Raw genomic sequence first — 20,992 nt, forward strand, 5'->3', positions numbered from 1 at the left:
ACATGCCTAGAAAAGTTGTACAAGGTCCTATCAGAGATAAAGAAAAGACCAAACAAAAACTATTAGCCGCAGTTGGAAAAATTTTAAGAGTAAAAGGCTATTCAGGACTGAAAGTGAGTAAAATTGCTGCAGTAGCTGGATTTGATAAAAAACTGATCTATGAATATTTCGGAAGCACCGATAAACTGATCGATGAATACATCAAATCTCAGGACTATTGGAGTAGAGTGAATCAGGAAAATGTTGAAGTTGATATTTCAGACGGAGGTAAGGAACTGTCTAAAATTGCTATTCTGAGTCAATACGATAATCTGAAGAAAAATAAAGAGCTTCAGAAAATCATCCTTTGGGGGCTTTCTGAAAGTAAACCTATCCTTAAGAAAATTGCGGATGAAAGAGAAGAAATGGGGGAGATGCTTTTTACGAATATCGTAGATCCTTATTTTGGGCCGGAAGATTCAGTAAGGTATAGAGCAATTGCTGCTTTACTTGTTTCCGGAGCTTATTATCTAAATCTTTATACAGGGCATAATGCCAGCAAATTCTGTGGTATAGATTTGAAAACAGACGAAGGAAGACAGGAAATTGAAAAAGCTATCGTTGATATTATTGATTATGCTTACCAGAAAAAAGAGAAATAAAATTATTATTTTCTAAGAATTTTGTGGATAATTTGAAACCTTTACCCTTTCAGATTAAAACTTTATTTCTTATTTTTGGCCAATGGAAAATTTTATTGTATCTGCAAGAAAGTACCGCCCGCAAGAGTTTGATACCGTTGTTGGGCAATCTCACATTACAGATACTTTAGAGCATGCGATTGAAGAAAATCAATTAGCTCAGGCTCTGCTTTTTTGCGGGCCCAGAGGAGTTGGTAAAACAACGTGTGCCAGAATTCTGGCTAGGAAGATCAATGAAAAAGATGGTTCTGTTTCAGAAGATGGCTTTGCGTATAATATCTATGAATTAGATGCAGCGTCTAATAACTCTGTGGATGATATCAGGGAATTGATAGATCAGGTCCGCTTTGCTCCTCAGGTTGGTAAATATAAAGTATATATTATCGACGAGGTTCATATGCTGTCTTCTGCTGCTTTTAATGCTTTTCTTAAAACATTGGAAGAGCCGCCTGCTCATGCAATCTTTATTTTGGCAACTACAGAGAAACACAAAATCATTCCTACGATTTTATCCCGTTGCCAGATTTATGATTTTAAAAGAATTACCATTGAAGGTATTCAGGGACACCTTAGGAATATTGCTCAGAAAGAGAATGTACAGTATGAAGATGATGCTTTATACTTAATTGCTCAAAAAGCCGACGGAGCGTTAAGAGATGCACTTTCTATTTTTGACAGGCTTTCCACATTTTCCCAGAAAAATATTACACTGGCGAAAGCTGCTGAAGTATTGAATATCCTGGATTATGATCAATATCTTAATATTGTTGATTTAGCCAAAGAAAATAAAATTCCTGAAGTATTATTCTCTTTCAACGAAATTGTAAAAAAAGGATTTGATCCACATATTTTTATTGCAGGTTTAGGAAATCATTTCAGAGATCTAATGATGGCTCAAAATGCCTCTACAATAGAATTAATAGAAGTGGGAGAGCAAACCAAGGCAAAGTTTGTGGAACAGGCCCAAAAATGGAATGCTCAACAATTAATAGACGCCATTGAAATTTGTAACCATGCGGATATTAATTACAAAAATTCTAAAAATCCTAGGCTTACTGTAGAGATCGCTTTGATGCAGCTAGCTTCTTTAACGGCTAATGGAGACGTTGCAAAAAAAAAAAGTTCATAATATTAGCTCCGTTTCTTGAAGAAAAGCAAGAAGTTAAAATTCCCGTACCGGCACAACCTCAGGAAATAAAAGAAACAAAGATAGAAGCTGTAGTTTCTGTTCAGGAGGAAAATGTCATTATTAAAACCTCTAAACCTTTATCAAAGCGCCCGTCTACATCAGGATTCAGCATTAATTCTTTTCTGAATAAAGAAGAAAAAACAGAAGTAGACGAGAATGTAGCGGTAAAAACCGAAAATCTTCCACAAAACCATTTTACAGATACCGATCTTCAGATGGAATGGAACCTTATGCTAAAACAATTGCAGAAGAAAGATTCATTCATTTTTAATGCGGTGAAAACATTCAAAATGTTTAAGTCAGCTGAACATCAGATTACAGTTTCTTATCCTTCAGATTCTGCAAAGGTTGAGTTTGATAAAGTGAGTGGTGAGTTTTTCAACCATTTTAGAAGGAAAGTCCATAACTATTCCATCGAGATTGAATATAAGAGAGACTTCGAAAATCTCAAGGTGGAAGTAATGACCAAAAGAAAAATCTTCGAAAAATTTGTAGAAAAAAATCCTCTTTTGAAAGATCTTGATGATTTAATGAGGTTTGATTTGACATAATTTTATATATTTGTCAAATATTTGAGCGGAAAATCGTTTTCCGGCAAATGGAAATTATTAAAGAATAGCTGAAAATAGACGTTTTAACAATGAAAAAATTGTTTACACCTTGCCAGTCTACTTTTGCACCCGCTGATTATTTTAGCGGTTATTTTAGCTTTTCGTTTACCTATTTTAGAAATTTCAGAAATTATTACCGATTTTATTGGTATTGCTAATCTGAATTTCTTTCTCAAAAAATACAGGAAAACTGAAATTTCTTTCATTTAAATCCTGATTCCTTTAAAACTTTAACGGCATTTTTTGAAAAGAATTATAAAGTAATTTTATAATGCATTTGCTATGGATATTAACTCATAAACAAGAATAAAATAGAATAAAGATATGAACTTAAAAGATTTACAAAACGAGTGGATTAAAGACTTTGCTCAGCCGATGATGATTGCAGGACCGTGTAGTGCTGAAAGTGAAGCTCAGATGTTGGAGACAGCCAGAAGAATTAAGGAAACCAATGCGCAGGTTCCGGTTTTCCGTGCGGGAATATGGAAACCAAGAACGAAACCGAATGGATTTGAAGGAGTAGGAGTGATTGGTTTGAACTGGTTGAAAAAAGTGAAAGAAGAATATGGATTCAAAACAGCGACTGAAGTTGCCAATGCACATCACGTTTTTGCAGCGTTGGAAGCAGATGTAGATATTTTATGGATTGGTGCCCGTTCTACGGTAAATCCTTTTACAGTTCAGGAAATTGCTCAGGCTTTGAGAGGAACAAATAAAATTGTGCTAGTGAAAAACCCGGTAAATCCTGATCTTGCTTTATGGATCGGAGCTTTAGAAAGGCTTTTAGGACAAGGGATTACTAATTTGGGAGTAATCCACAGAGGATTTTCTACCTACCAGAAAACAAAATACAGAAACAATCCGAATTGGCAGATTGCACTAGATTTCAAAAGCCAGTTTCCCAATATTCCTATGCTGATTGATCCTTCTCATATTTGTGGCAACCGTACAGGTTTGGCAGATATTACTCAGGAAGCATTAAATGTTGGTTACCAAGGTGCAATTATTGAAACACACAGTAATCCTGACGAAGCCTGGAGTGATGCTTCCCAACAGATTACACCGGAAGTTTTGGCTGAACTGATTGGTAACTTAAAAGTCAGAAATACAAACTTAGCAGGATTTGAAGGCGAAATGGGGCGACACAGAACGCTGATATCTGATCTTGACTTTCAATTGATAGAACTGCTTTCTCAGAGAATGAAAATTTCGGAGAAAATCGGTAAGCTTAAAAAAGAAAATGATATTGCAATTTTCCAGCCGGAACGTTGGAAAGTGATTACAGAATACGCAGTTCAAAAAGCTTTGGAAACGGGAATGTCTCAGGAATTTATTGAGAAAGTCTTCAAAGCAATTCATGAAGAATCTATTGAAGTTCAGAATAATATTATGATCAACAGATAATAGTTTTTAGATTTTTATAAGTAAGGCTTAGTTTTTAACAAATAGTTTGATGACAATTCTGTTTGCTAAATTCTAAGCCTTATTTTTCTATTGCCTAAATCCTTATATTTGCAGCAATATTGTCTATGAAAGGAAAAGTCATTAAATCTACAGGAAGTTGGTATCAGGTTTTAGAATTGGAAACCGGAAAAATTTTTGAAGCCAGAATTCGTGGAAAATTTAAATTGATTAAAACCAGATTAACGAATCCGCTTGCTGTAGGAGATTTTGTAGAATTTCAGCTGGAGCAGGATGATATCGCCTGGATTACAAAAATAGAACCCCGCAGAAATTACCTGATCAGAAAGTCGGTGAACCTTTCAAAAGAAGCTCATATTATTGCTTCCAATATTGATTTGGCATGCTTTATCTTTACCTTGAAACATCCTGAAACATCTCTGGGATTTCTTGACAGATTTTTGGCATGCTGCGAAGCTTACAATATTACCCCACTGATTTTATTCAATAAAATCGATGTACTCAACGAAGAAGAAATTGAAATTGTAAAAGATATAGAATTCCTTTACAATGAAATCGGATATGATTCTCTCGAGATTTCTTCCTATTCAAAACTCAATTTAAATCAGCTTCAGGATCTGCTTAAAGATAAAACTTCTGTCTTTTTCGGACATTCCGGATGTGGGAAATCTACTTTGGTCAATGCTTTACAGCCGGGGCTAAATTTAAAAACCTCTGAAATTTCAGATACCCACTTAAAGGGAAAGCATACGACAACTTTTGCGCAGATGCATTTTTGGGACTTCGGCGGTAATGTGATCGACACACCCGGAGTACGTGAATTTGCTATGATTGATATTGAAAAGGAAGAAGTACAACATTACTTTCCTGAGATTTTCAAAAAAAGAGAAGAATGTAAATACCATAACTGTCTTCATATTAACGAGCCGAAATGTGCCGTTTTGGATAGTTTAGAGACGGGAGAGATCCAACATTCCAGATATTCTACGTATTTAAAGCTTATGGAAGAGGCAGAAGAGTCTTCTTTAAAATAAATTTTTCGTTAATTTTTTTCGTTTCCTATAGTGTTATTGCTTTATAATGAAGCAATAATTGAATTATTGTATTTTAATAAATTAAATTTATTGCTGATTTCGCAATAAAAATATCTTTTATTTAATAATATAAAAAAACCCAGCCGAAGCTGGGTAAAAACTAATAACCATGAAAACTCAAATTAAACATGAGAATCGGAATAGAATAAACAATTACTGTGCCAAAAAATCGATTGCGAATTATTCAAAAAGTTAATTTTATGTTAAAAAAAATTAAAAATCAAAATCGAATATTTTTTTGTAATTTTGGGCACTTAAAAAATTATAACATTTATGTCTAACATTACATTCACTATGATTAAGCCGGACGCAGTTGCAGACGGACATATCGGTGCGATATTAGGTAAAATCTCTGAAGGAGGCTTTAAAATTAAAGCTTTAAAATTGACTCAGCTTACAGTTGCTGATGCTAAAAAATTCTATGAAGTACACGCTGAAAGACCGTTCTATGGAGAATTAGTAGAATTTATGAGCTCAGGTCCGATTGTAGCTGCTGTTCTAGAAAAAGAAAACGCTGTTGAAGATTTCAGAACTTTAATTGGTTCCACCAACCCTGCAGAAGCTGCTGAAGGAACAATCAGAAAAATGTTTGCAAGAAGCATCGGAGAAAATGCTGTGCATGGTTCAGATTCTGATGAAAACGCTCTTATTGAAGCTCAGTTCCATTTTTCAGGAAGAGAAATTTTCTAAGAAAAACTTTCAAAATAAAAAGTCCGGAGATTTTTCTCCGGACTTTCTTTTTATACAGACCTTACAAATTGTTTTCGATGGCTTTTACTTTTTCGCGGTACAATTCGACAGGTTTATCTAGTAAAACGGCAATTACAGTCATATTTTTATCCAATCTTTCTTTAGGGATATCAATATAAATAATTCCGGGTCTGTCACTCCAGTACAGTTTGTTGTAAATAGAATGATTGAGTATAGATCCTTCACCTACAATACGGATTCTTGAAATTCCGTTTTTAATTCCTTTTAAGGCAATAGGTCCTGTTGGAACTCCTTCTACAAAAAGATAAACCGTCTGCCGGTCCTTCGAAAGAGCACTCATTCCGGCATAATGTCCGTTTGGTAAACCTTTTTCTGTTTCAAATAGAGCTTCGGCATGCTTGCTGATCCAGCTCAAAATTTCCTGATTGGTTTTTAAATTTGTTGGAATTTTCATATTCAGGCCATCATTTGTTAAGCCTGAATTATTAAAAATATTTTTCCCTTCATACAATTGTTCCGCAATTTTGTATGTAGTATTTTTAGTATTTTGATCTTCTAAGATTTTTTGCAAGGTAAGATCCTCTTTTTTTATAACACTGGAGAACTTAATTTTTTCATTAAAACTAAGCTCTACAACCGTTACGTCCTGATCGAATTTTACGTTTGAAAAATTTAAATTTATATTTCCATTACTGTCATTTTTAAAATTGACTTTACCTGTATCGTCGCCAATGATTTTTGCTGATATGGGTAATAAATGTAAACCGTAAATTTTTGCAAAATCTTTAGCTTCCTCAAGGTAAAGGAATAATTTTTTACCGTCTTTCGAGATAGAAGACTTTCCTTTATAATTTTCAAAGGGCAATCCTTTTCTTGTTCCGTAAACCGCTTCTTTATGTTTTGAAGTCCATCTCCCAAGATTTTTTAAAATTTCGATCTGTTCTTCAGGAATGCTTCCGTCTGATTTAGGTCCGATATCCAATAATAAATTTCCTCCCATGCTGATTACATCTGTTAATGTTCTTACAATCATATTGGGAGTTTTATAATGAGCGTCAAATGGCTGAAATCCCCAAGAATCATTCATGGTATAACAAAGTTCCCAGAATTCGTTCTCTGGGCTGATTACCGGAATTCCCTGCTCAGGTGTTTCATAATCACCGTGATTATTAAGTCTTGAATTAATAATAATGCTTGGATTAAATTTTTTCAGATTTTCAAGAGTTTTGGGAGCGTGCCATTCTGCTGAGCTATGTTCCCAGTCGCCGTCAAACCATAAAAGATCGGGTTGATATTGAGAAGATAGTTCATTCAGTTGTGTTTGATAATATTTGATGTAGTTTTGCCAGCGTTCAGTATCGCTTTTTATGTCATATCTTTTCTCGGTTCTGGTCATAATGTCATAATAAGGATGGCTCCAGTCTGGAAGAGAGTAGTAGAGTCCTGTTTTTAAGCCAGATTTTTTAAGTTCACTTACGAAAGGAGTCAATACATCTTTTTGGGCTAAAGAGTTCTTAGGGATTGTTGTTGCTTTTTCTGCTTTGGAATTCCAAAGAGCAACACCATCATGGTGCTTTGTGGTAATTACCGAGTATTTTGCTCCTGAATTTTTAATCAATTTTACCCAATCTTCAGGGTGGTATTGTGAAGCGGAAAATCCGTTAAGCTGCTTCATGTAATTTTCGTGATTGATATAATTATTGAAAAAAGACCAGGATTCGGAAATACCATTGACTGAATAAATTCCCCAGTGGATAAAAATCCCCAGTTTAGCATCCTGGAACCATTCCATTTTTTTACTGTCAGATGGAGTATGTTGGGCATTGATATGAGAAGTTGTGAAGATTATGCTTAATAAAAAGATCTTGGTCAATTTATTTTTCATTGTTTATTTTTTGCTAAAATAAGGAAAGTGGTGATGTTGTAAAATAGGAGTATTTTAAACGTTATTAAAAAATACCGTAAAAATACGGCGTTGATTTCCGTGTTTTTACAGTGCTTTATATTAATATTTATTAAGAAATTTACACACGAATTATGATGGAAGTAATCTATAATTAATACATAAAACTAATGACGATATAAACTCTATTTTTTTGGGAAATAATAAAGGCAACCGAAAGGTTGCCTCTTCATTTTATAAGTAAAGTCAATTTAGACTTTTAATAATTCAATGGTTTTTTCAGGGTTTTCTGCTGAGAATACTGCGTTACCGGCAACTAAAACGTCGGCTCCCGCTTCAAAAAGTTTAGAAGCATTATCAAGGTTCACTCCTCCGTCTATCTGAATAAGGGCGGTAGAATTATTGCTTAGAATCAAATCTTTGGTTTCTGCGATTTTTTTGTAAGTGTTTTCAATGAATTTCTGTCCTCCGAATCCCGGATTTACACTCATTAATAGTACTAAATCTACATCAGCAATAATATCTTCAAGCATTAAAACCGGAGTGGAAGGGTTTAAAACAACTCCTGCCTTTGCGCCTAAACTTTGAATGTGGTGAATCGTTCTGTGAAGGTGTGTACAAGCTTCATAATGAACAGAAACCAAATCTGCACCGTGATTAATGAATTCTTCAACATATTTTTCAGGCTCAACAATCATTAAATGTACATCAACAAATTTTTTAGCATACTGTTGAATTGTTTTCATCACCGGAAAGCCAAATGAGATGTTAGGAACAAATCTTCCGTCCATCACATCTACATGAAGCCAGTCAGCCTGAGAATTGTTCAGCATTTCAATATCTTTTTGCAGATTCCCAAAGTCTGCAGATAAAAGGGAAGGAGCAATAAGCTTCGTTTTCATTTTTACTTTTTATACTTTACTTTTATTTCTTCTGTTAATGATACTTCAGTTTCATTTCCGGCTGTATCTTAAGAAGAGTTTCGTAGATAAGTTTGATCACGTTTCCTACATCTTCTTTAGAGACCATTTCTACTGTGGTATGCATATAGCGCAAAGGTAGGGAAATTAATGCACTTGGTACACCACCGTTAGAATGGGCAAAAGCATCGGTATCTGTACCTGTAGCCCGGCTTGCTGCAGCTCGCTGGAAAGGGATTTTCTTTGTCTTTGCCGTATCGATAATTAATTCTCTGATCGTATGATGAATGCTTGGAGCAAAGAAAATAACAGGACCCGCTCCGCATTTTTGATCACCCTCTTTTTTCTTTTCGATCATAGGGGTTGTTGTATCATGGGTAACATCAGTAACAATAGCAATGTTGGGTTTGATGGTATCAGCAATCATATCCGCACCGTATAAGCCGACTTCTTCCTGAACGGAGTTGGTAATGTATAAACCAAATGGAATGCTTTTTTTGTTTTCTTTTAAAAGTCTTGCAACCTCAGCAATCATAAATCCTCCGATTCTGTTGTCTAAAGCACGGCAGACAAAATATCTGTCATTCATTTCAAAGAATTCATCAGGATAAGTAATCATACATCCTACATAGATTCCCAGATCTTCAACTTCTTTTTTGGAAACAGCACCGCAATCAATAAAGATATTTTCAATTTTTGGTGTAGGCTCGTTTTGATTAGTACTTCTTGTATGAATTGCCGGCCAGCCGAAAACGCCTTTTACAATGCCTTTTTCTCCATGGATATGAACTACTTTTGACGGGGCAATTGTTTGATCTGAACCTCCATTTCGGATCACGTAGATCAAGCCATCATCTGTAATGTAATTCACATACCATGAAATTTCATCTGCATGGGCTTCGATCACTACTTTGAACTCTGCTTCAGGATTGATAATTCCGTAACAGGTACCGTAATGATCAACTTCTATTTTATCAACATAAGGACTAATGTAATCCATCCAGATTTCCTGACCTTTATGCTCAAAACCAGTCGGTGAGGCCGTATTTAAGTATTTTTCTAAAAACTTTAAAGATTTCTTTTCAAATTTCATAAAAAAGGAATGATTTTTGTAAGTAATTTTTGTTCTAATAAGTGTAAAAATAATGAATTTTAATAAAATTATTTGCCTTTTTCTTTTCTTTTTAGGGGTGAGTGTTTTCGGGCAAAAAGATTCTTTAAGGTATATTCCTTTAAGCCAGTATCCTCCTGAGTTGTTGAAAGTAGATGAATTTGGTAATAAATATTATTATGATGAAAGGCAGAAAGCCAAGTTTTATGAAATAAACGGTGAAACGGTAGTTGTAATGGATGAACTGACGTTATTGAACAAACCAAAGTTTAATAACCAATTGGATAAAAACTACTATTATTTCCTTAATAAAAAATTATACAGGGTCTATCCGTTATTTGTAACGGCTTTGGGGCAGTATCGCGATATTCAGAAGGAAATGACCAATATGGATAGTAAAGCGAAGAGGAAATATGTGAGAGAGCGACAGAATATGCTGGCTGATCAATATGAAAAGCAGCTGAGGGATTTAACGACTACAGAAGGCCAGGTTTTTGCTAAACTCATGAACAGAGCAACGGGTAAAAGCGTTTATGAGATTATTAAAGAACTGAGAGGTGGTTTTTCTGCTTTTATCTGGAATATAAAAGGTAAAATAGCAGATATTGATCTAAAGGATCAGTATAATCCTCATGTTAACAGAACAGATGAATTTTTAGAATCTTTATTGCAGTCTAACTGGAACTCAGGGTTTCTTCAGCCTTATCCGGGTGCTTATCAGTTTAAAGTTGGTAAATAATCAAAATAAAAAATTCCTGTAATATTTTTACAGGAATTTTTCTTTTAATTTATCAAATACAATTTTGTCAATAGGTAAAGGAAATGGATTGTGAGCCTGGTGAATATCAATCCATTCTGTTTTTTCGATACAAGGATCAAGAATAAGGAAGTCTTCCTCGTTGATAATATTTACAATATAATATATAGTAAGTAATTGTTCGTTTTCTCTGAAACGCGAAACTAAAAAGTCTTCCTGGGTATAAAAGTGTTCTACAATTTCGACTTTTACATTAAGCTCTTCTTCAAATTCACGATGAAGACACTCTAAAACCCCTTCTCCGTATTCCAGGCCACCGCCAGGAAATTTCATTAAAGCTTCACCTGCGTATTCTTCAAATAAGGTTAGTACTTTTTTGTCTTTAACAACACAAGCGTAGACTCTAATGTTGATCTTATCTATCATATATAATAATTTGTATAGCTAAAGTAAGGAAATTTGGAGAGAAGTTAGATTCTAGGTTAGAAAATATATTGAACTTTGCTTACATCTCTTGTCATGTTCTTTTACATTATAATTTAACTGCATTAATCATTTCTCTTTTTCCTGGGGGACCTTGCTTCTTTTCCACTTTAAAGTTCAGTTCCTGCAGGATTCTTCTTACACTGCCTTTTGAGGAATAGGTTGTTAAAAGCCCGTTAACTTCCATTTTATCAGCTACCATTTCAAATAAAGGCTTTTCCCAAAGATCTGGCTGTACTCTTGCCCCGAAACAATCATAATATACCAGATTTATTTTAGGTAACACAATGTTTTTCAGCTCAAAAAAGTCACATTCTATCTTTTTGAGGTTAAATCCTTTAGTGATTTCTACTGATTTTTCCCACTCTGTTAGATGAATTTTCTGATAAATATTTTTAAATTCCGGGTTATCAAAATGTTTAAAATAGGCTAAATCGTTAATTTCGGATTCATTTATGGGGTATTTTTCCAGTGAAAAATAATTGATGACATGATTTTTGTCAGTTTTTAAATATTCATTAATTGTCACTAAAACATTCAAACCTGTTCCAAATCCTAGTTCTAAAATATTAATTTCGTAATCATTTATTAGATTTAGTCCATTTTTAATAAACACGTGTTCAGCTTCCTGAAGAGCACCATGGTGGGAATGGTAGTTTTCATTTAATTCATTGATAAGCAATGTTTTGCTTCCGTCGTTTGTTGTTTTTATTTCTCTTTTCAAGCTATTTTTTCACAAATTTACTCTAAAATTTTTATATTTAGAAAATTATGTTAAATTTGTAGAACATCATAAAAAATTTTAGAAATGATAATTCAAAAAACTGAAAACTCCAGAATTTCTACATTCGACCCAAACAATTTTTCATTTGGAAATACTTTTATTGATCATATGGTGATTTGTGAGTATGAAAATGGAAAGTGGGGTGATGTGAAATTAGTTCCTTATGGTCCAATACCATTTACACCAGCAATGATGGGGGTAAATTACGGACAGGCTTGTTTTGAAGGCATGAAAGCCTATAAAGACAAAGACGGGCAGGTTTTCCTTTTCAGGCCTGAAAAGAATTTTGAACGTATCAATAAATCAGCGAAACGTCTTGCTATGCCTGAAGTAACGGAAGAAATGTTTTTGGATGGTTTGAAGGCTTTGGTAGATATAGACAGAGACTGGATTCCTCAGGGAGAAGGAATGTCTTTATACATTAGACCATTGATTTTTGCTACTGAAGAAGCGCTGAAGGCAAGAGTAGCTGATAAATATATGTTTGCAATTGTAGCAACTCCTGCGAAAATGTACTATACAGAACCGGTTTCTGTAAAAATTTCAGATCATTATTCAAGAGCAGCAAATGGTGGAGTAGGTTCTGCTAAGGCTGCAGGAAATTATGCGGCGTCTTTCTACCCAACTCAGTTGGCTATTGAAGAAGGATATGAGCAAATTATCTGGACAGATGATGCTACTCACGAATATTTTGAAGAAAGTGGAACAATGAATGTATTTGTAAGAATTAACGATACAATTTATACGCCTCCGACTTCAGAGAAAATTCTTGACGGGGTTACAAGAGACAGTTTTATTCAATTGGCTAAAAGGAGAGGAATTGAAGTGAAAGTTGAGCCAATCAAGGTGAAAGATGTTGTAGAAGCTCAAAGAAACGGAACTTTAAAAGAAGTTTGGGGAGTGGGTACAGCAGTTGTAACAACAGTTTTCCAAGCTTTAGGGTATAATGGTGAGAAACTGGAATTGCCGAAACTTTCTGCTGAAGAAAGCTATGCTGAAATTTTGAAAAAAGATTTAGTGGATTTACAGACTAACCTGTCTGAAGATACATTCGGATGGAGAGTGCTGGTAGACCACGTCTTGGAAACAGTTTAATTCAATTCAATAAAATCTATATGAAGTCGGGAATATTTCCCGGCTTTTTTGTTGGGTTTTGGTTTTTGTTATTCCAAAGGAAAAAGTAGGTTGAAGAATTTCTATTTTATCTTAGATTCTTCTTTTGTTAAATGACAGTTAAGGAATCTATGTACTTAAAAAGACTAGATCAATTTATGATAGAACTTTTGTAATTAATTCCCGAAATGTGTATTTTCGCAAATGTTTATGAAAAAAATACTCTTCATATCTGTATTAGGCTTATTGAGCTGTAATAGAAATCCACAGCAGGCACATCCTCCCGTAGGTGGTGTTCTGAGCAAAAGTGATCTGGATATTTCAAGGGAAAGAATGAAAAACCTGAACACGTTGGAAAGAAGCCAGATTCAGGATTGGATTGGAGGACAAACCGAGAAATTTTATCCGACACAGCTTAATTACTGGGTGAATGCTCAGGGTTTTGATAAAAGAGAAAAAAGAGCGGATGAAAGTCTGATTTCTTATTCTTATGATCTTTACGATTTTGATCAGACCAAGATTTACGATCAGCCCATTGCAAGAAGAGATGCTAAATTCGGACATTTTGATGAATTAAAAGCGGTAGAAAATGCTTTACGTTTTATACATGATGGTGAGGAAGTTACACTTTTGGTTCCCTCTTCTCTGGCTTACGGAACTTTTGGAGATGAGAAGAAAATTGATAACGATATCCCTTTAATCATAAAATTAAAAGCTTTATAATAAATGAAATTGTTTAACAAGAATATAATTCTGGCAGCGGCAAGTATTTCGCTGATGAGTTGTACCCCAATTTATAAAAAAATGAACGTAGACAAAGAAACTTACGAAGGTCTTAATGACGGACTTTATGCAAATCTTCAGACAACGAAAGGAAATATGATCGTAAAGTTTGAAGATAAGAAAGCACCTGTAACTGTAGCGAACTTTATTGGTCTTGCAGAAGGTAAAATCGATAACAAAGCTAAAGGGAAAGGAGTTCCTTACTATGACGGAACTATTTTCCACAGAGTGATTAAAGATTTCATGATTCAGGGAGGAGATCCTCAGGGAACAGGAATGGGAGATCCAGGATATAAATTTGAAGACGAAAGAAACGATCTTAAGCATACAGGAAAAGGAATTCTTTCTATGGCGAATTCTGGCCCAAATACGAACGGATCTCAATTCTTCATTACTGAAGTTGCAACACCGTGGTTAGACGGAAGACATACGATCTTCGGGAAAGTAGTAAAAGGAGAGGATGTGATAGATGCGATTGCCAATGTAGAAAAAGGACCGCAAGATAAACCTAAAACAGATATCGTTTTAGAAAAAGTTTCTGTTTTCAGCAAGGGTGATGAGTACAAAAACTATGATCCGGCAAAAACTTTTAACGAAGGAAAAGCTAAAATTGCAGAGAAAAATAAAGAATTCGCTGCTAAAGAAGAAGCTGAAAAGAAGAAAAAAGAAGAAGAATTTAAAGCGAATCAACTGAAAATGGTTGAAGACTTAAAAGCGGGAATGCAGAAAACTGAATCAGGTCTTTACTATAAAATTACAAAAACGACTACAGGAAAAGCTCCAAAAGCAGGTGATAATGTATCGGTACATTATGCGGGTAAGCTGGTAGACGGAACTGAGTTCGATTCTTCATTCAAGAGAAATGAGCCTATTGAAATTCCAATCGGGATGGGTAGAGTAATCAAAGGATGGGATGAAGGTATCCTTTTGTTAAAAGAAGGTGAAACTGCTACTTTATTGATTCCGCCAGCAATGGGGTATGGAGAGAGAGGAGCAGGAGGAGTAATTCCGCCAAACGCTTGGTTGATCTTTGATGTTGAGCTTGTAAAAGTACAATAATCGAATCTTAAAAATATTTTTGAAAGCCGTCGTTGTGGACGGCTTTTTTATTTAATTAAAAATCATTTTGTAACAAATAATCTTGATACTTCGACATATTTTCTTAAAGATACATTCAAAAATTAGTAATGATGAAAACCCAATCACTTTTATTTCTCTTCGCTCTCTTATCATTTATTTCTTTTGCACAGACAAAAGTGAATACAGATGATATAGCCATAAAGAAAAACCTTACCTATTTTGTAAATACAATTAAAACTAAAAAAATAGATCAGTCGGTAAATTGTATTTATCCTAAATTTTTTACCATTGTTCCCAAAGAGCAAATGACACAGATTTTGAATTTAACCTACAACAATCCTTTTATGAAGATTGATGTACAGGATTTGCAATTCGGGGATATTGAGAAACCGGAATTAATTAGTGGTGAATATTTCTCTATTGCCAACTATTATCTTAAGATGAAATGTAATGTAAACTCATTGAATGATGAAATGAAAAAGCAGATGAATGCAGCTTTAGTAAGTAAATATGGTAAAAATAATGTGAAATATTTAGCTAACGAAGGCTCATATCTAATCAATGCCAATATGAAAGCGTGTGCCGTTTCAAAAGACAGAAAATATTGGAAATTTGTAATCCTCGAAAAAGAATTTAAAACTGAATTAATAAAAATATTGCCGAAGAAAGTTTTGGATAAGATTTAATAATAAAAATCCCTCTCTTATTTTTAGGAGAGGGATTTTATTTGGAGCTTTTTTTATTCAGTCTGATCTAAATAAGTCAAATTTGATTCTTTTATAAAATCTTCAAGGGGAGTATTCTCTTTTGCACTTTTGTTGGTAAGCTCAATCAAATAGATGATTGTACTGTTGATTCTGTTATCTTTAAAAGTTAGCTTGAATCTTTTTGCTTTAGGGTTGGAGTTAGTAAATGTAAGTTCTTTAATACTGCTTAGTTTTACATTATTTACGTCAAAACCAGCACGAGGATCCTTCTGAAGCTTCAGGAATCTCTTTTGGGTTTTATCTGTGGTTTCAGCCAGGAATTTCTCCATTTGATAATCGGTCAGTAGTTGCGGATATATGAGACCTTGTTTAAGGATAGAAGCTATGGTCTTATCTGATTTGTCATAGAAAATAACCTTATCATCAAACAGTACCTGAGTATCTTTTACATTTATTTTCCCTTCGAATTTTTCATAGTTCTTCTTTTTATATTCTGTTTTAAAATGCTCAACAATTGCCTGATCTTTGGAGCTTAATGTTTCTGTTTTTTGCCCGAAAGAGTAAACAGATAATGATAAACAAAGACTTAATGATAATAAAAGTTTCATAATTTGAAAATTTAATTTTTACGTAAGAATTTTATAAAATATTTTTTAGACGGAGATATTGAATCAACATGATGGTTTTTGCATCTTTAATACCTCCTTTATCAATGAGATGAAGTGCTTCTTCAAAAGAAAGCTCCAAAACCTCAATATTTTCACCTTCCTCTTCAAGGCCGCCTCCATCGGTCATTTTCATCTGACTTGAATACTCAGCGATAAAAAAATGAAGAATTTCAGTAACTGAACCGGGTGACATATAGGCTTCAAATACTTTTTGCACTTCAGAAATCTTATAGCCGGTTTCTTCCTCTGTTTCTCTTTTTATGCATTCTTCAGGATGGTCATTATCTAATAATCCTGCACAGGCTTCAATCAGCATTCCGTCATCATTGCCATTGATGTAGGTTGGTAAACGGAACTGTCTGGTAAGAATAATGGTTTTCTGAGAAGTATTATAAAGGAGAATTACGGCTCCATTTCCTCTGTCATAGGCTTCTCTGCTTTGGATTTCTTCACTGCCGTCTTTCTTTTTAATACTAAAGGTTACTTTTTTCAAAGTATACCAGTTGTCGGATAATATTTCTGTGTTTTTAATCTTTATTTTTGGATTTTGCATCTGTAAATTTTATACTTTTTTTGATAATAGATCTTCTAAACTGTTTTGTAAATTGGGAAATTCAAACCGGAAACCTGCATTCTGGATCTTCTGTGAAGAAGCTCTGGAACCTTCTAACAAAGCGTTGGCAAGCTCTCCGAAGATAAGTTTTAATACAAATCCAGGAATCTTTGGCATGAATAAAGGCTTTTGTATTGTTCTGGCTATTTGTTTTGTTAAATTTTCATTAGTTGTATGCTCTGGAGAGTTCGCGTTGTAAGCACCATTTATATGTGAGTTTTTTAAGGCGAATTCATAGATAGAGCAAATATCTTTAATATGAATCCATGGCATATACTGCTTTCCTGTCCCAAGTGCTGAACCTATACCATATTGTATTGGAGGAAGCATTTTCTTTAAAGCACCTTCTTTTTCGGATAGTACAACGGCAGTCCTTATTTTTACTACTCTTTCTGCCAGATTTTGTATTTCGAATTCATCCGCAGCTCTCTCCCAAAGAACAACGACTTCGCTTAAAAAATCATTCCCTTGAGTGTCATTTTCTGTAAATATTTTTTCGGAAGTTAGTGTTCCGTAATAATTAATTCCAGAAGCAGAAATGAAAGATTTCAGTTTTATATTTTTTTTTCTTACAGTATCTAAAAGTAGCTTTGCAGAATCTACACGACTGGAAATAAGTTCTTTTTTTCTTTCCGCAGTCCATCGCTTTTCTGAAATATTGGCTCCCGCAAGATGTATAATATGAGAAACGTTCTCTAATGCAGATTCATCAATACTGCCTCTCTTTACATCCCATTCAAAATCATTTTCATGCTTTTTGTTTCGGGTTAGAAATCTTACCTCAAAATCATTGTTTATTTTTTTTGACAGCTCTTGGGCAATCAATCCGCCGGCTCCTGTAATCAGTACTATTTCTTTCATATAGCAAGTCTTTTATGCTTGATTTTTTACGATCAGTATATAGTCATCTTCCAGTATTTTGTATCCGTAGTCGTAAATGAATTTATATTCTGCTCCGTTTTTATACACTTTAATATTGGTAAAATAATTGAAATCAAACCCCAAGCCATCCAGTTTTGCTTTTGCGATTTTAGTTTTCCCTTCGGTATTTATCTCTGTCAGAATACGGTAATTCTTGCGTAACTTATTATTGACATTACGCATCAGATTGTTTGAATCCTTGTTCTGCTTATTGTTGTAGGCATTTCTACAAGCGTCATTGCAGAATTTTTTGTCAGATCTTCCGATAATTTTTTCTCCACATTCTAGACAATTCATAATTTTTATTTTTTCATTTTGTGTGGATGCGCGTGCTTTTTCTTTAATAACCTTTTAAACCTTGTATGGTTGGGATAACTTCTGTTAGGTGTTAAATTATTAAAAAACAAAGCAACAAACAATAAGATAATACAACCTGATAAAACAGGAGATAAAACATACCAATATCCTAATTCAGGAATTTTTCCTGTGGAACTTACCGCAATAAGTGCAGTTGCTCCTCCTGGAGGATGTAGAGTTTTGGTATACTGCATTAATACAATAGAAAAAGCAACGGCAAGTGGTGCTGAAAGCCAGATAATGTCCGGTACAATCTTATAAACTGTAACACCAACCAAAGCCGAGAGAACATGTCCGCCAACTAAATTCCTCGGCTGTGCTAAAGGACTTTGAATAGCTCCATAAATTAAAACACTCGATGCCCCAAAAGAACCGATAAGGAAAATGTTTTCAGTTGCAGGCAATGTGTGAGATTGGATAAAAGCAATGATCCCAATTCCAAAAAAAGCGCCTAGAAATGACCAGAAATGTTCTTTATAATCTACCAGTGTTTCTTTGTAGATTACATATTTTGATACTCTTAATGTTCTCTTAAGGGTTTTTCGCACAATTTTCTTTTTATAAGCTAAAGATACAAAATATCCGTTTACAAACGACTACAAATGAATTTAAATAATTTTTAACCGATTCAATAAACAGATTTTCAGAATCTTTGCAACAGAGATTTGAGAAAACAGTGAGCCTCTCTTATCTGATTGTTTAACTTATAAATTATAAAATCATGTCACTAAGAAACAAAGTAACATTAATTGGTTACACAGGAAAAGAAGTAGAAATTACAAATTTCGAAAACGGAAACATCAAGGCAATCGTGTCTTTAGCTACGAATGACCATTATACTAATGCAAAAGGAGAAAAGGTGGAAGAAACACAATGGCATAATCTGGTTGCATTTGGCAAAACAGCAGAGATTTTCCAGAAATATGTTCCAAAAGGAAAAGAAATCGCTGTAGAAGGAAAACTAACATACAGATCGTATGATGATAAAGACGGAGTGAAAAAATATATTACAGAAATAAGAGTAGATGAAATTTTACTTTTAGGAAGTAAATAATTAGCACGATTACCAAATCTTAAAATAATAAGCACAAATGAAAATTAAAGTTTTAAAAGTAAGAATTGCAGATGAGTTTTTGCGCATCGATCAAAAAAATATTGATGAGTTTCTGAATGACCATCAAATACTAAATGTTGAAACGGCTTTTGTACATGATGAAAATTTTTGGTCAGTTATCTTCTATTATGATGAAATTAAACAAACGGTAAACAGCGTAAAAGATTCTAAACCTGTAAAATATTCTGCTGAAGAAGAGATTTTAAGTGAAGATGATATTAAAATATTAGATGCTTTAAAATTATGGAGATCAGAAAAAGCTAAAGAGCAAAATCTGCCATCATATTTTATAGCGACTAATAAAGAACTGACTTCTGTTGCGAAATATAAACCTGCTAAGAAAGAAGAATTATTAGACATTAAAGGTTTTGGTAAACATAAAATTGAAAACTATGGAGAAGAAATTTTAGAAATTTTGGAAAGTATTTGATTAAATATTGATTCAATAAATCAAAACAACACAAATGATGATTTATTTTGAAGCCAAAGAATGTATTTCTTTGGCTTTTTGATTACAGAAAAGTCTTTGCAAATGCTTACTTTTGCATACACAATTATCAACTATCAATCATTTATAAAATGAAACCAAGTTTAGCGAAAGGAACTAGAGATTTTACGGTTTTAGAAGTTTCCCGAAGAAGATATATTATCAATATTTTGCAGAAGAATTTTGAATTGTTTGGTTTTCAACCGCTAGAAACACCTAGTTTTGAAAACCTGTCCACATTGACCGGGAAATATGGTGAAGAAGGAGATCGCTTAATTTTTAAAATTTTAAATTCTGGGGAATATACTTCAAAAGTAAATCAGGAAGACTGGGAAAATAAAAACCATCAGAAACTGACTGCTCAAATCTCAGATAAGGCTCTTCGTTACGATCTTACCGTACCTTTTGCAAGATTTGTTGCCATGAACCATGGAAAACTAACATTCCCTTATAAGCGTTATCAGATTCAGCCGGTTTGGAGAGCAGATCGTCCTCAAAAAGGAAGATTCAGAGAGTTTTATCAGTGTGATGCAGACGTGGTGGGGAGCGAAAGTCTTTGGCAGGAAGTAGAACTGATTCAGTTGTATCTGAAGTCGTTTTCACAGCTAAATGTTTCAGTAACCATTCATATCAATAACAGAAAAATTCTTTCGGGTTTAGCAGAATATGCAGGAATTACAGATAAGCTGATTGATTTTACTGTAGCTCTGGATAAGCTGGATAAAATTGGAAAAGATGGAGTGGTAAAAGAACTATTAGAAAGAGGGATTGCTCAGGATTCGATTGATAAATTGGATTTCCTTTTTAATCAATCGAATGATGCTTTAGAAAATCTTCTTCAGCTGAAAGAAAAATTCGCGGGTAACAAGACAGGTTTGAAAGGAGTAGAAGAATTAGAATTTGTTCTTACACAATCTGTTAATCTTGGGGTTGATATTCAAAATCTTGTTTTTGATATTACATTGGCAAGAGGTTTAGATTATTATACAGGAGCCATTTTCGAAGTAAAAGCAGATGAAGCGCAGATGGGATCCATTGGAGGCGGCGGAAGATACGATAACCTTACCGAAGTGTTTGGCGTGAAAAATGTCCCTGGAATTGGAATTTCATTTGGTCTTGACAGGATTTATCTGGTGATGGAAGAATTAAACCTTTTCCCTGAAGAGGCAACAGCGAATATTGAATATCTGTTTGCCAACTTTGGAGGTGAAGAAATATTGGAGTCTTTAAAGCTAATAAATCAATTACGGGAAAAAGGAATTTCTGCGGAACTTTATCCTGAAAATGCTAAATTAAACAAGCAATTTACTTACGCAGAGAAGAAGGGGATTAAAAATCTTGTCTTTTTAGGTGAAGAAGAAATTAAAACGAACACAATCCGATTTAAAAACTTAGAAACAGGCGAGCAAACCATAATTTCTCGGCAAGAGTTTTTAGGATAAGATTATTTATAGATCAAAATTAAATTCCGGCCATTCTTCTGC

The 20,992-nt window shown here is 34.0% G+C and carries 25 protein-coding genes; 15 read left to right on the forward strand and 10 right to left on the reverse strand.

Translation table 11 applies throughout. From position 1 onward, the window contains the following. Nucleotides 1-2: 2 nt before the first annotated feature. The 7 genes from CLV73_RS03185 to CLV73_RS19245 all read left to right on the forward strand — a co-directional run bounded on the left by CLV73_RS03185 (nucleotide 3) and on the right by CLV73_RS19245 (nucleotide 5,807). Nucleotides 3-641: a TetR/AcrR family transcriptional regulator gene (locus CLV73_RS03185; RefSeq protein ID WP_100375424.1), complete on the forward strand. Its 639-nt coding sequence runs from the start codon at nucleotides 3-5 to the stop codon at nucleotides 639-641. 82 nt (nucleotides 642-723) lie between these two features. Beyond that, a complete protein-coding gene (gene dnaX, locus CLV73_RS03190; RefSeq protein WP_100375425.1) occupies nucleotides 724-1,809 on the forward strand; it encodes a DNA polymerase III subunit gamma/tau in 1,086 nt (361 codons plus the stop codon). 350 nt (nucleotides 1,810-2,159) lie between these two features. Continuing rightward, nucleotides 2,160-2,420, forward strand: coding sequence for a hypothetical protein (locus CLV73_RS03195; RefSeq protein ID WP_157798712.1), 261 nt, complete (start codon nucleotides 2,160-2,162; stop codon nucleotides 2,418-2,420). A gap of 384 nt (nucleotides 2,421-2,804) precedes the next feature. Beyond that, nucleotides 2,805-3,884, forward strand: a complete 1,080-nt coding sequence (locus CLV73_RS03200; protein WP_100375427.1) for a chorismate mutase — start codon at nucleotides 2,805-2,807, stop codon at nucleotides 3,882-3,884. 125 nt (nucleotides 3,885-4,009) lie between these two features. After that, nucleotides 4,010-4,936, forward strand: coding sequence for a ribosome small subunit-dependent GTPase A (gene rsgA / locus CLV73_RS03205; RefSeq protein WP_100375428.1), 927 nt, complete (start codon nucleotides 4,010-4,012; stop codon nucleotides 4,934-4,936). A 333-nt stretch (nucleotides 4,937-5,269) separates the two neighbouring features. After that, nucleotides 5,270-5,686 carry a nucleoside-diphosphate kinase gene (locus CLV73_RS03210; RefSeq protein WP_039365479.1) on the forward strand — a complete coding sequence of 139 codons (417 nt, stop codon included), beginning with the start codon at nucleotides 5,270-5,272 and terminating at the stop codon, nucleotides 5,684-5,686. Continuing rightward, nucleotides 5,631-5,807, forward strand: a complete 177-nt coding sequence (locus tag CLV73_RS19245; protein ID WP_394336972.1) for a PQ-loop domain-containing transporter — start codon at nucleotides 5,631-5,633, stop codon at nucleotides 5,805-5,807. Before CLV73_RS03210 ends, CLV73_RS19245 begins: the two co-directional genes overlap by 56 nt. On the opposite strand, the gene CLV73_RS03215 is transcribed toward CLV73_RS19245, so the two are convergent. From CLV73_RS03215 to chrP, 3 genes are all read right to left on the reverse strand, one after another. Then, a complete protein-coding gene (locus CLV73_RS03215; RefSeq protein ID WP_100375429.1) occupies nucleotides 5,748-7,592 on the reverse strand; it encodes an alpha-L-fucosidase in 1,845 nt (614 codons plus the stop codon). The genes CLV73_RS19245 and CLV73_RS03215 overlap by 60 nt on opposite strands. 269 nt (nucleotides 7,593-7,861) lie before the next feature. Continuing rightward, nucleotides 7,862-8,512: a ribulose-phosphate 3-epimerase gene (rpe, locus tag CLV73_RS03220; protein WP_100375430.1), complete on the reverse strand. Its 651-nt coding sequence runs from the start codon at nucleotides 8,510-8,512 to the stop codon at nucleotides 7,862-7,864. Between the two features lie 34 nt (nucleotides 8,513-8,546). Beyond that, nucleotides 8,547-9,623, reverse strand: coding sequence for a chryseobasin maturation metalloprotease ChrP (gene chrP, locus CLV73_RS03225; RefSeq protein WP_100375431.1), 1,077 nt, complete (start codon nucleotides 9,621-9,623; stop codon nucleotides 8,547-8,549). Between the two features lie 52 nt (nucleotides 9,624-9,675). Between chrP and CLV73_RS03230 the strand changes: the two genes are divergently transcribed. After that, on the forward strand, nucleotides 9,676-10,380 hold the full coding sequence (locus CLV73_RS03230) for a DUF4294 domain-containing protein (protein ID WP_100375432.1): 705 nt from the start codon (nucleotides 9,676-9,678) through the stop codon (nucleotides 10,378-10,380). Nucleotides 10,381-10,407: 27 nt separating this feature from the next. Here CLV73_RS03230 and CLV73_RS03235 read toward each other — a convergent pair whose 3' ends face one another. Both CLV73_RS03235 and mnmD read right to left on the reverse strand, forming a co-directional pair. Next, nucleotides 10,408-10,824 (reverse strand): NUDIX hydrolase, encoded by a 417-nt coding sequence (locus tag CLV73_RS03235; protein WP_100375433.1) that lies wholly within the window; start codon nucleotides 10,822-10,824, stop codon nucleotides 10,408-10,410. Nucleotides 10,825-10,930: 106 nt separating this feature from the next. Then, nucleotides 10,931-11,605: a tRNA (5-methylaminomethyl-2-thiouridine)(34)-methyltransferase MnmD gene (mnmD, locus tag CLV73_RS03240; RefSeq protein ID WP_100375434.1), complete on the reverse strand. Its 675-nt coding sequence runs from the start codon at nucleotides 11,603-11,605 to the stop codon at nucleotides 10,931-10,933. Nucleotides 11,606-11,689: 84 nt separating this feature from the next. Between mnmD and CLV73_RS03245 the strand changes: the two genes are divergently transcribed. The 4 genes from CLV73_RS03245 (at nucleotide 11,690) to CLV73_RS03260 (ending at nucleotide 15,327) form a co-directional block, all read left to right on the forward strand. Beyond that, a complete protein-coding gene (locus CLV73_RS03245) occupies nucleotides 11,690-12,760 on the forward strand; it encodes a branched-chain amino acid aminotransferase (protein ID WP_100375435.1) in 1,071 nt (356 codons plus the stop codon). A 228-nt stretch (nucleotides 12,761-12,988) separates the two neighbouring features. Next, nucleotides 12,989-13,501 carry an FKBP-type peptidyl-prolyl cis-trans isomerase gene (locus CLV73_RS03250; protein WP_100376976.1) on the forward strand — a complete coding sequence of 171 codons (513 nt, stop codon included), beginning with the start codon at nucleotides 12,989-12,991 and terminating at the stop codon, nucleotides 13,499-13,501. An 81-nt stretch (nucleotides 13,502-13,582) separates the two neighbouring features. Next, a complete protein-coding gene (locus CLV73_RS03255) occupies nucleotides 13,583-14,620 on the forward strand; it encodes a peptidylprolyl isomerase (protein WP_228424332.1) in 1,038 nt (345 codons plus the stop codon). A gap of 128 nt (nucleotides 14,621-14,748) precedes the next feature. Beyond that, nucleotides 14,749-15,327, forward strand: coding sequence for a hypothetical protein (locus CLV73_RS03260; protein WP_228424212.1), 579 nt, complete (start codon nucleotides 14,749-14,751; stop codon nucleotides 15,325-15,327). Nucleotides 15,328-15,380: 53 nt separating this feature from the next. On the opposite strand, the gene CLV73_RS03265 is transcribed toward CLV73_RS03260, so the two are convergent. From CLV73_RS03265 to CLV73_RS03285, 5 genes are read right to left on the reverse strand one after another with little or no spacing between them, the layout of a single operon-like run. Then, nucleotides 15,381-15,956: a hypothetical protein gene (locus CLV73_RS03265; RefSeq protein ID WP_100375437.1), complete on the reverse strand. Its 576-nt coding sequence runs from the start codon at nucleotides 15,954-15,956 to the stop codon at nucleotides 15,381-15,383. A gap of 31 nt (nucleotides 15,957-15,987) precedes the next feature. Next, nucleotides 15,988-16,569, reverse strand: coding sequence for a GDP-mannose pyrophosphatase NudK (gene nudK / locus CLV73_RS03270; RefSeq protein WP_100375438.1), 582 nt, complete (start codon nucleotides 16,567-16,569; stop codon nucleotides 15,988-15,990). 9 nt (nucleotides 16,570-16,578) lie between these two features. Next, nucleotides 16,579-17,490, reverse strand: a complete 912-nt coding sequence (locus tag CLV73_RS03275; RefSeq protein ID WP_100375439.1) for a TIGR01777 family oxidoreductase — start codon at nucleotides 17,488-17,490, stop codon at nucleotides 16,579-16,581. A gap of 12 nt (nucleotides 17,491-17,502) precedes the next feature. After that, nucleotides 17,503-17,847: a hypothetical protein gene (locus CLV73_RS03280; protein ID WP_100375440.1), complete on the reverse strand. Its 345-nt coding sequence runs from the start codon at nucleotides 17,845-17,847 to the stop codon at nucleotides 17,503-17,505. A 5-nt stretch (nucleotides 17,848-17,852) separates the two neighbouring features. Next, nucleotides 17,853-18,455: an HPP family protein gene (locus CLV73_RS03285; protein WP_100375441.1), complete on the reverse strand. Its 603-nt coding sequence runs from the start codon at nucleotides 18,453-18,455 to the stop codon at nucleotides 17,853-17,855. Between the two features lie 173 nt (nucleotides 18,456-18,628). Between CLV73_RS03285 and CLV73_RS03290 the strand changes: the two genes are divergently transcribed. The 3 genes from CLV73_RS03290 (at nucleotide 18,629) to hisS (ending at nucleotide 20,950) form a co-directional block, all read left to right on the forward strand. Beyond that, entirely contained in the window at nucleotides 18,629-18,961 is a 333-nt protein-coding gene (locus tag CLV73_RS03290) for a single-stranded DNA-binding protein (protein ID WP_100375442.1), read from the forward strand. 37 nt (nucleotides 18,962-18,998) lie between these two features. Next, nucleotides 18,999-19,451 carry an HRDC domain-containing protein gene (locus tag CLV73_RS03295; protein WP_100375443.1) on the forward strand — a complete coding sequence of 151 codons (453 nt, stop codon included), beginning with the start codon at nucleotides 18,999-19,001 and terminating at the stop codon, nucleotides 19,449-19,451. A 149-nt stretch (nucleotides 19,452-19,600) separates the two neighbouring features. Next, a complete protein-coding gene (gene hisS, locus CLV73_RS03300) occupies nucleotides 19,601-20,950 on the forward strand; it encodes a histidine--tRNA ligase (RefSeq protein ID WP_100375444.1) in 1,350 nt (449 codons plus the stop codon). The last annotated feature ends 42 nt before the right edge of the window (nucleotides 20,951-20,992 follow it).

The sequence above is a fragment of the Chryseobacterium geocarposphaerae genome (genome assembly GCF_002797535.1).
Taxonomy (GTDB): Bacteria; Bacteroidota; Bacteroidia; order Flavobacteriales; family Weeksellaceae; genus Chryseobacterium; species Chryseobacterium geocarposphaerae.

Bases quoted from the DNA above. Each gene is read 5' to 3' on its own strand.
- CLV73_RS03295 (WP_100375443.1), top strand. From the start codon at position 18,999: ATGAAAATTAAAGTTTTAAAAGTAAGAATTGCAGATGAGTTTTTGCGC.
- rpe (WP_100375430.1), bottom strand. From the start codon at position 8,512: ATGAAAACGAAGCTTATTGCTCCTTCCCTTTTATCTGCAGACTTTGGG.
- CLV73_RS03185 (WP_100375424.1), top strand. From the start codon at position 3: ATGCCTAGAAAAGTTGTACAAGGTCCTATCAGAGATAAAGAAAAGACC.
- CLV73_RS19245 (WP_394336972.1), top strand. From the start codon at position 5,631: ATGAAAACGCTCTTATTGAAGCTCAGTTCCATTTTTCAGGAAGAGAAA.
- CLV73_RS03255 (WP_228424332.1), top strand. From the start codon at position 13,583: ATGAACGTAGACAAAGAAACTTACGAAGGTCTTAATGACGGACTTTAT.
- CLV73_RS03245 (WP_100375435.1), top strand. From the start codon at position 11,690: ATGATAATTCAAAAAACTGAAAACTCCAGAATTTCTACATTCGACCCA.
- CLV73_RS03200 (WP_100375427.1), top strand. From the start codon at position 2,805: ATGAACTTAAAAGATTTACAAAACGAGTGGATTAAAGACTTTGCTCAG.
- CLV73_RS03280 (WP_100375440.1), bottom strand. From the start codon at position 17,847: ATGAATTGTCTAGAATGTGGAGAAAAAATTATCGGAAGATCTGACAAA.
- chrP (WP_100375431.1), bottom strand. From the start codon at position 9,623: ATGAAATTTGAAAAGAAATCTTTAAAGTTTTTAGAAAAATACTTAAAT.
- rsgA (WP_100375428.1), top strand. From the start codon at position 4,010: ATGAAAGGAAAAGTCATTAAATCTACAGGAAGTTGGTATCAGGTTTTA.
- CLV73_RS03195 (WP_157798712.1), top strand. From the start codon at position 2,160: ATGTTTAAGTCAGCTGAACATCAGATTACAGTTTCTTATCCTTCAGAT.
- CLV73_RS03260 (WP_228424212.1), top strand. From the start codon at position 14,749: ATGATGAAAACCCAATCACTTTTATTTCTCTTCGCTCTCTTATCATTT.
- CLV73_RS03235 (WP_100375433.1), bottom strand. From the start codon at position 10,824: ATGATAGATAAGATCAACATTAGAGTCTACGCTTGTGTTGTTAAAGAC.
- CLV73_RS03230 (WP_100375432.1), top strand. From the start codon at position 9,676: ATGAATTTTAATAAAATTATTTGCCTTTTTCTTTTCTTTTTAGGGGTG.
- dnaX (WP_100375425.1), top strand. From the start codon at position 724: ATGGAAAATTTTATTGTATCTGCAAGAAAGTACCGCCCGCAAGAGTTT.
- nudK (WP_100375438.1), bottom strand. From the start codon at position 16,569: ATGCAAAATCCAAAAATAAAGATTAAAAACACAGAAATATTATCCGAC.
- CLV73_RS03250 (WP_100376976.1), top strand. From the start codon at position 12,989: ATGAAAAAAATACTCTTCATATCTGTATTAGGCTTATTGAGCTGTAAT.
- CLV73_RS03265 (WP_100375437.1), bottom strand. From the start codon at position 15,956: ATGAAACTTTTATTATCATTAAGTCTTTGTTTATCATTATCTGTTTAC.
- CLV73_RS03215 (WP_100375429.1), bottom strand. From the start codon at position 7,592: ATGAAAAATAAATTGACCAAGATCTTTTTATTAAGCATAATCTTCACA.
- CLV73_RS03275 (WP_100375439.1), bottom strand. From the start codon at position 17,490: ATGAAAGAAATAGTACTGATTACAGGAGCCGGCGGATTGATTGCCCAA.
- CLV73_RS03210 (WP_039365479.1), top strand. From the start codon at position 5,270: ATGTCTAACATTACATTCACTATGATTAAGCCGGACGCAGTTGCAGAC.
- CLV73_RS03290 (WP_100375442.1), top strand. From the start codon at position 18,629: ATGTCACTAAGAAACAAAGTAACATTAATTGGTTACACAGGAAAAGAA.
- hisS (WP_100375444.1), top strand. From the start codon at position 19,601: ATGAAACCAAGTTTAGCGAAAGGAACTAGAGATTTTACGGTTTTAGAA.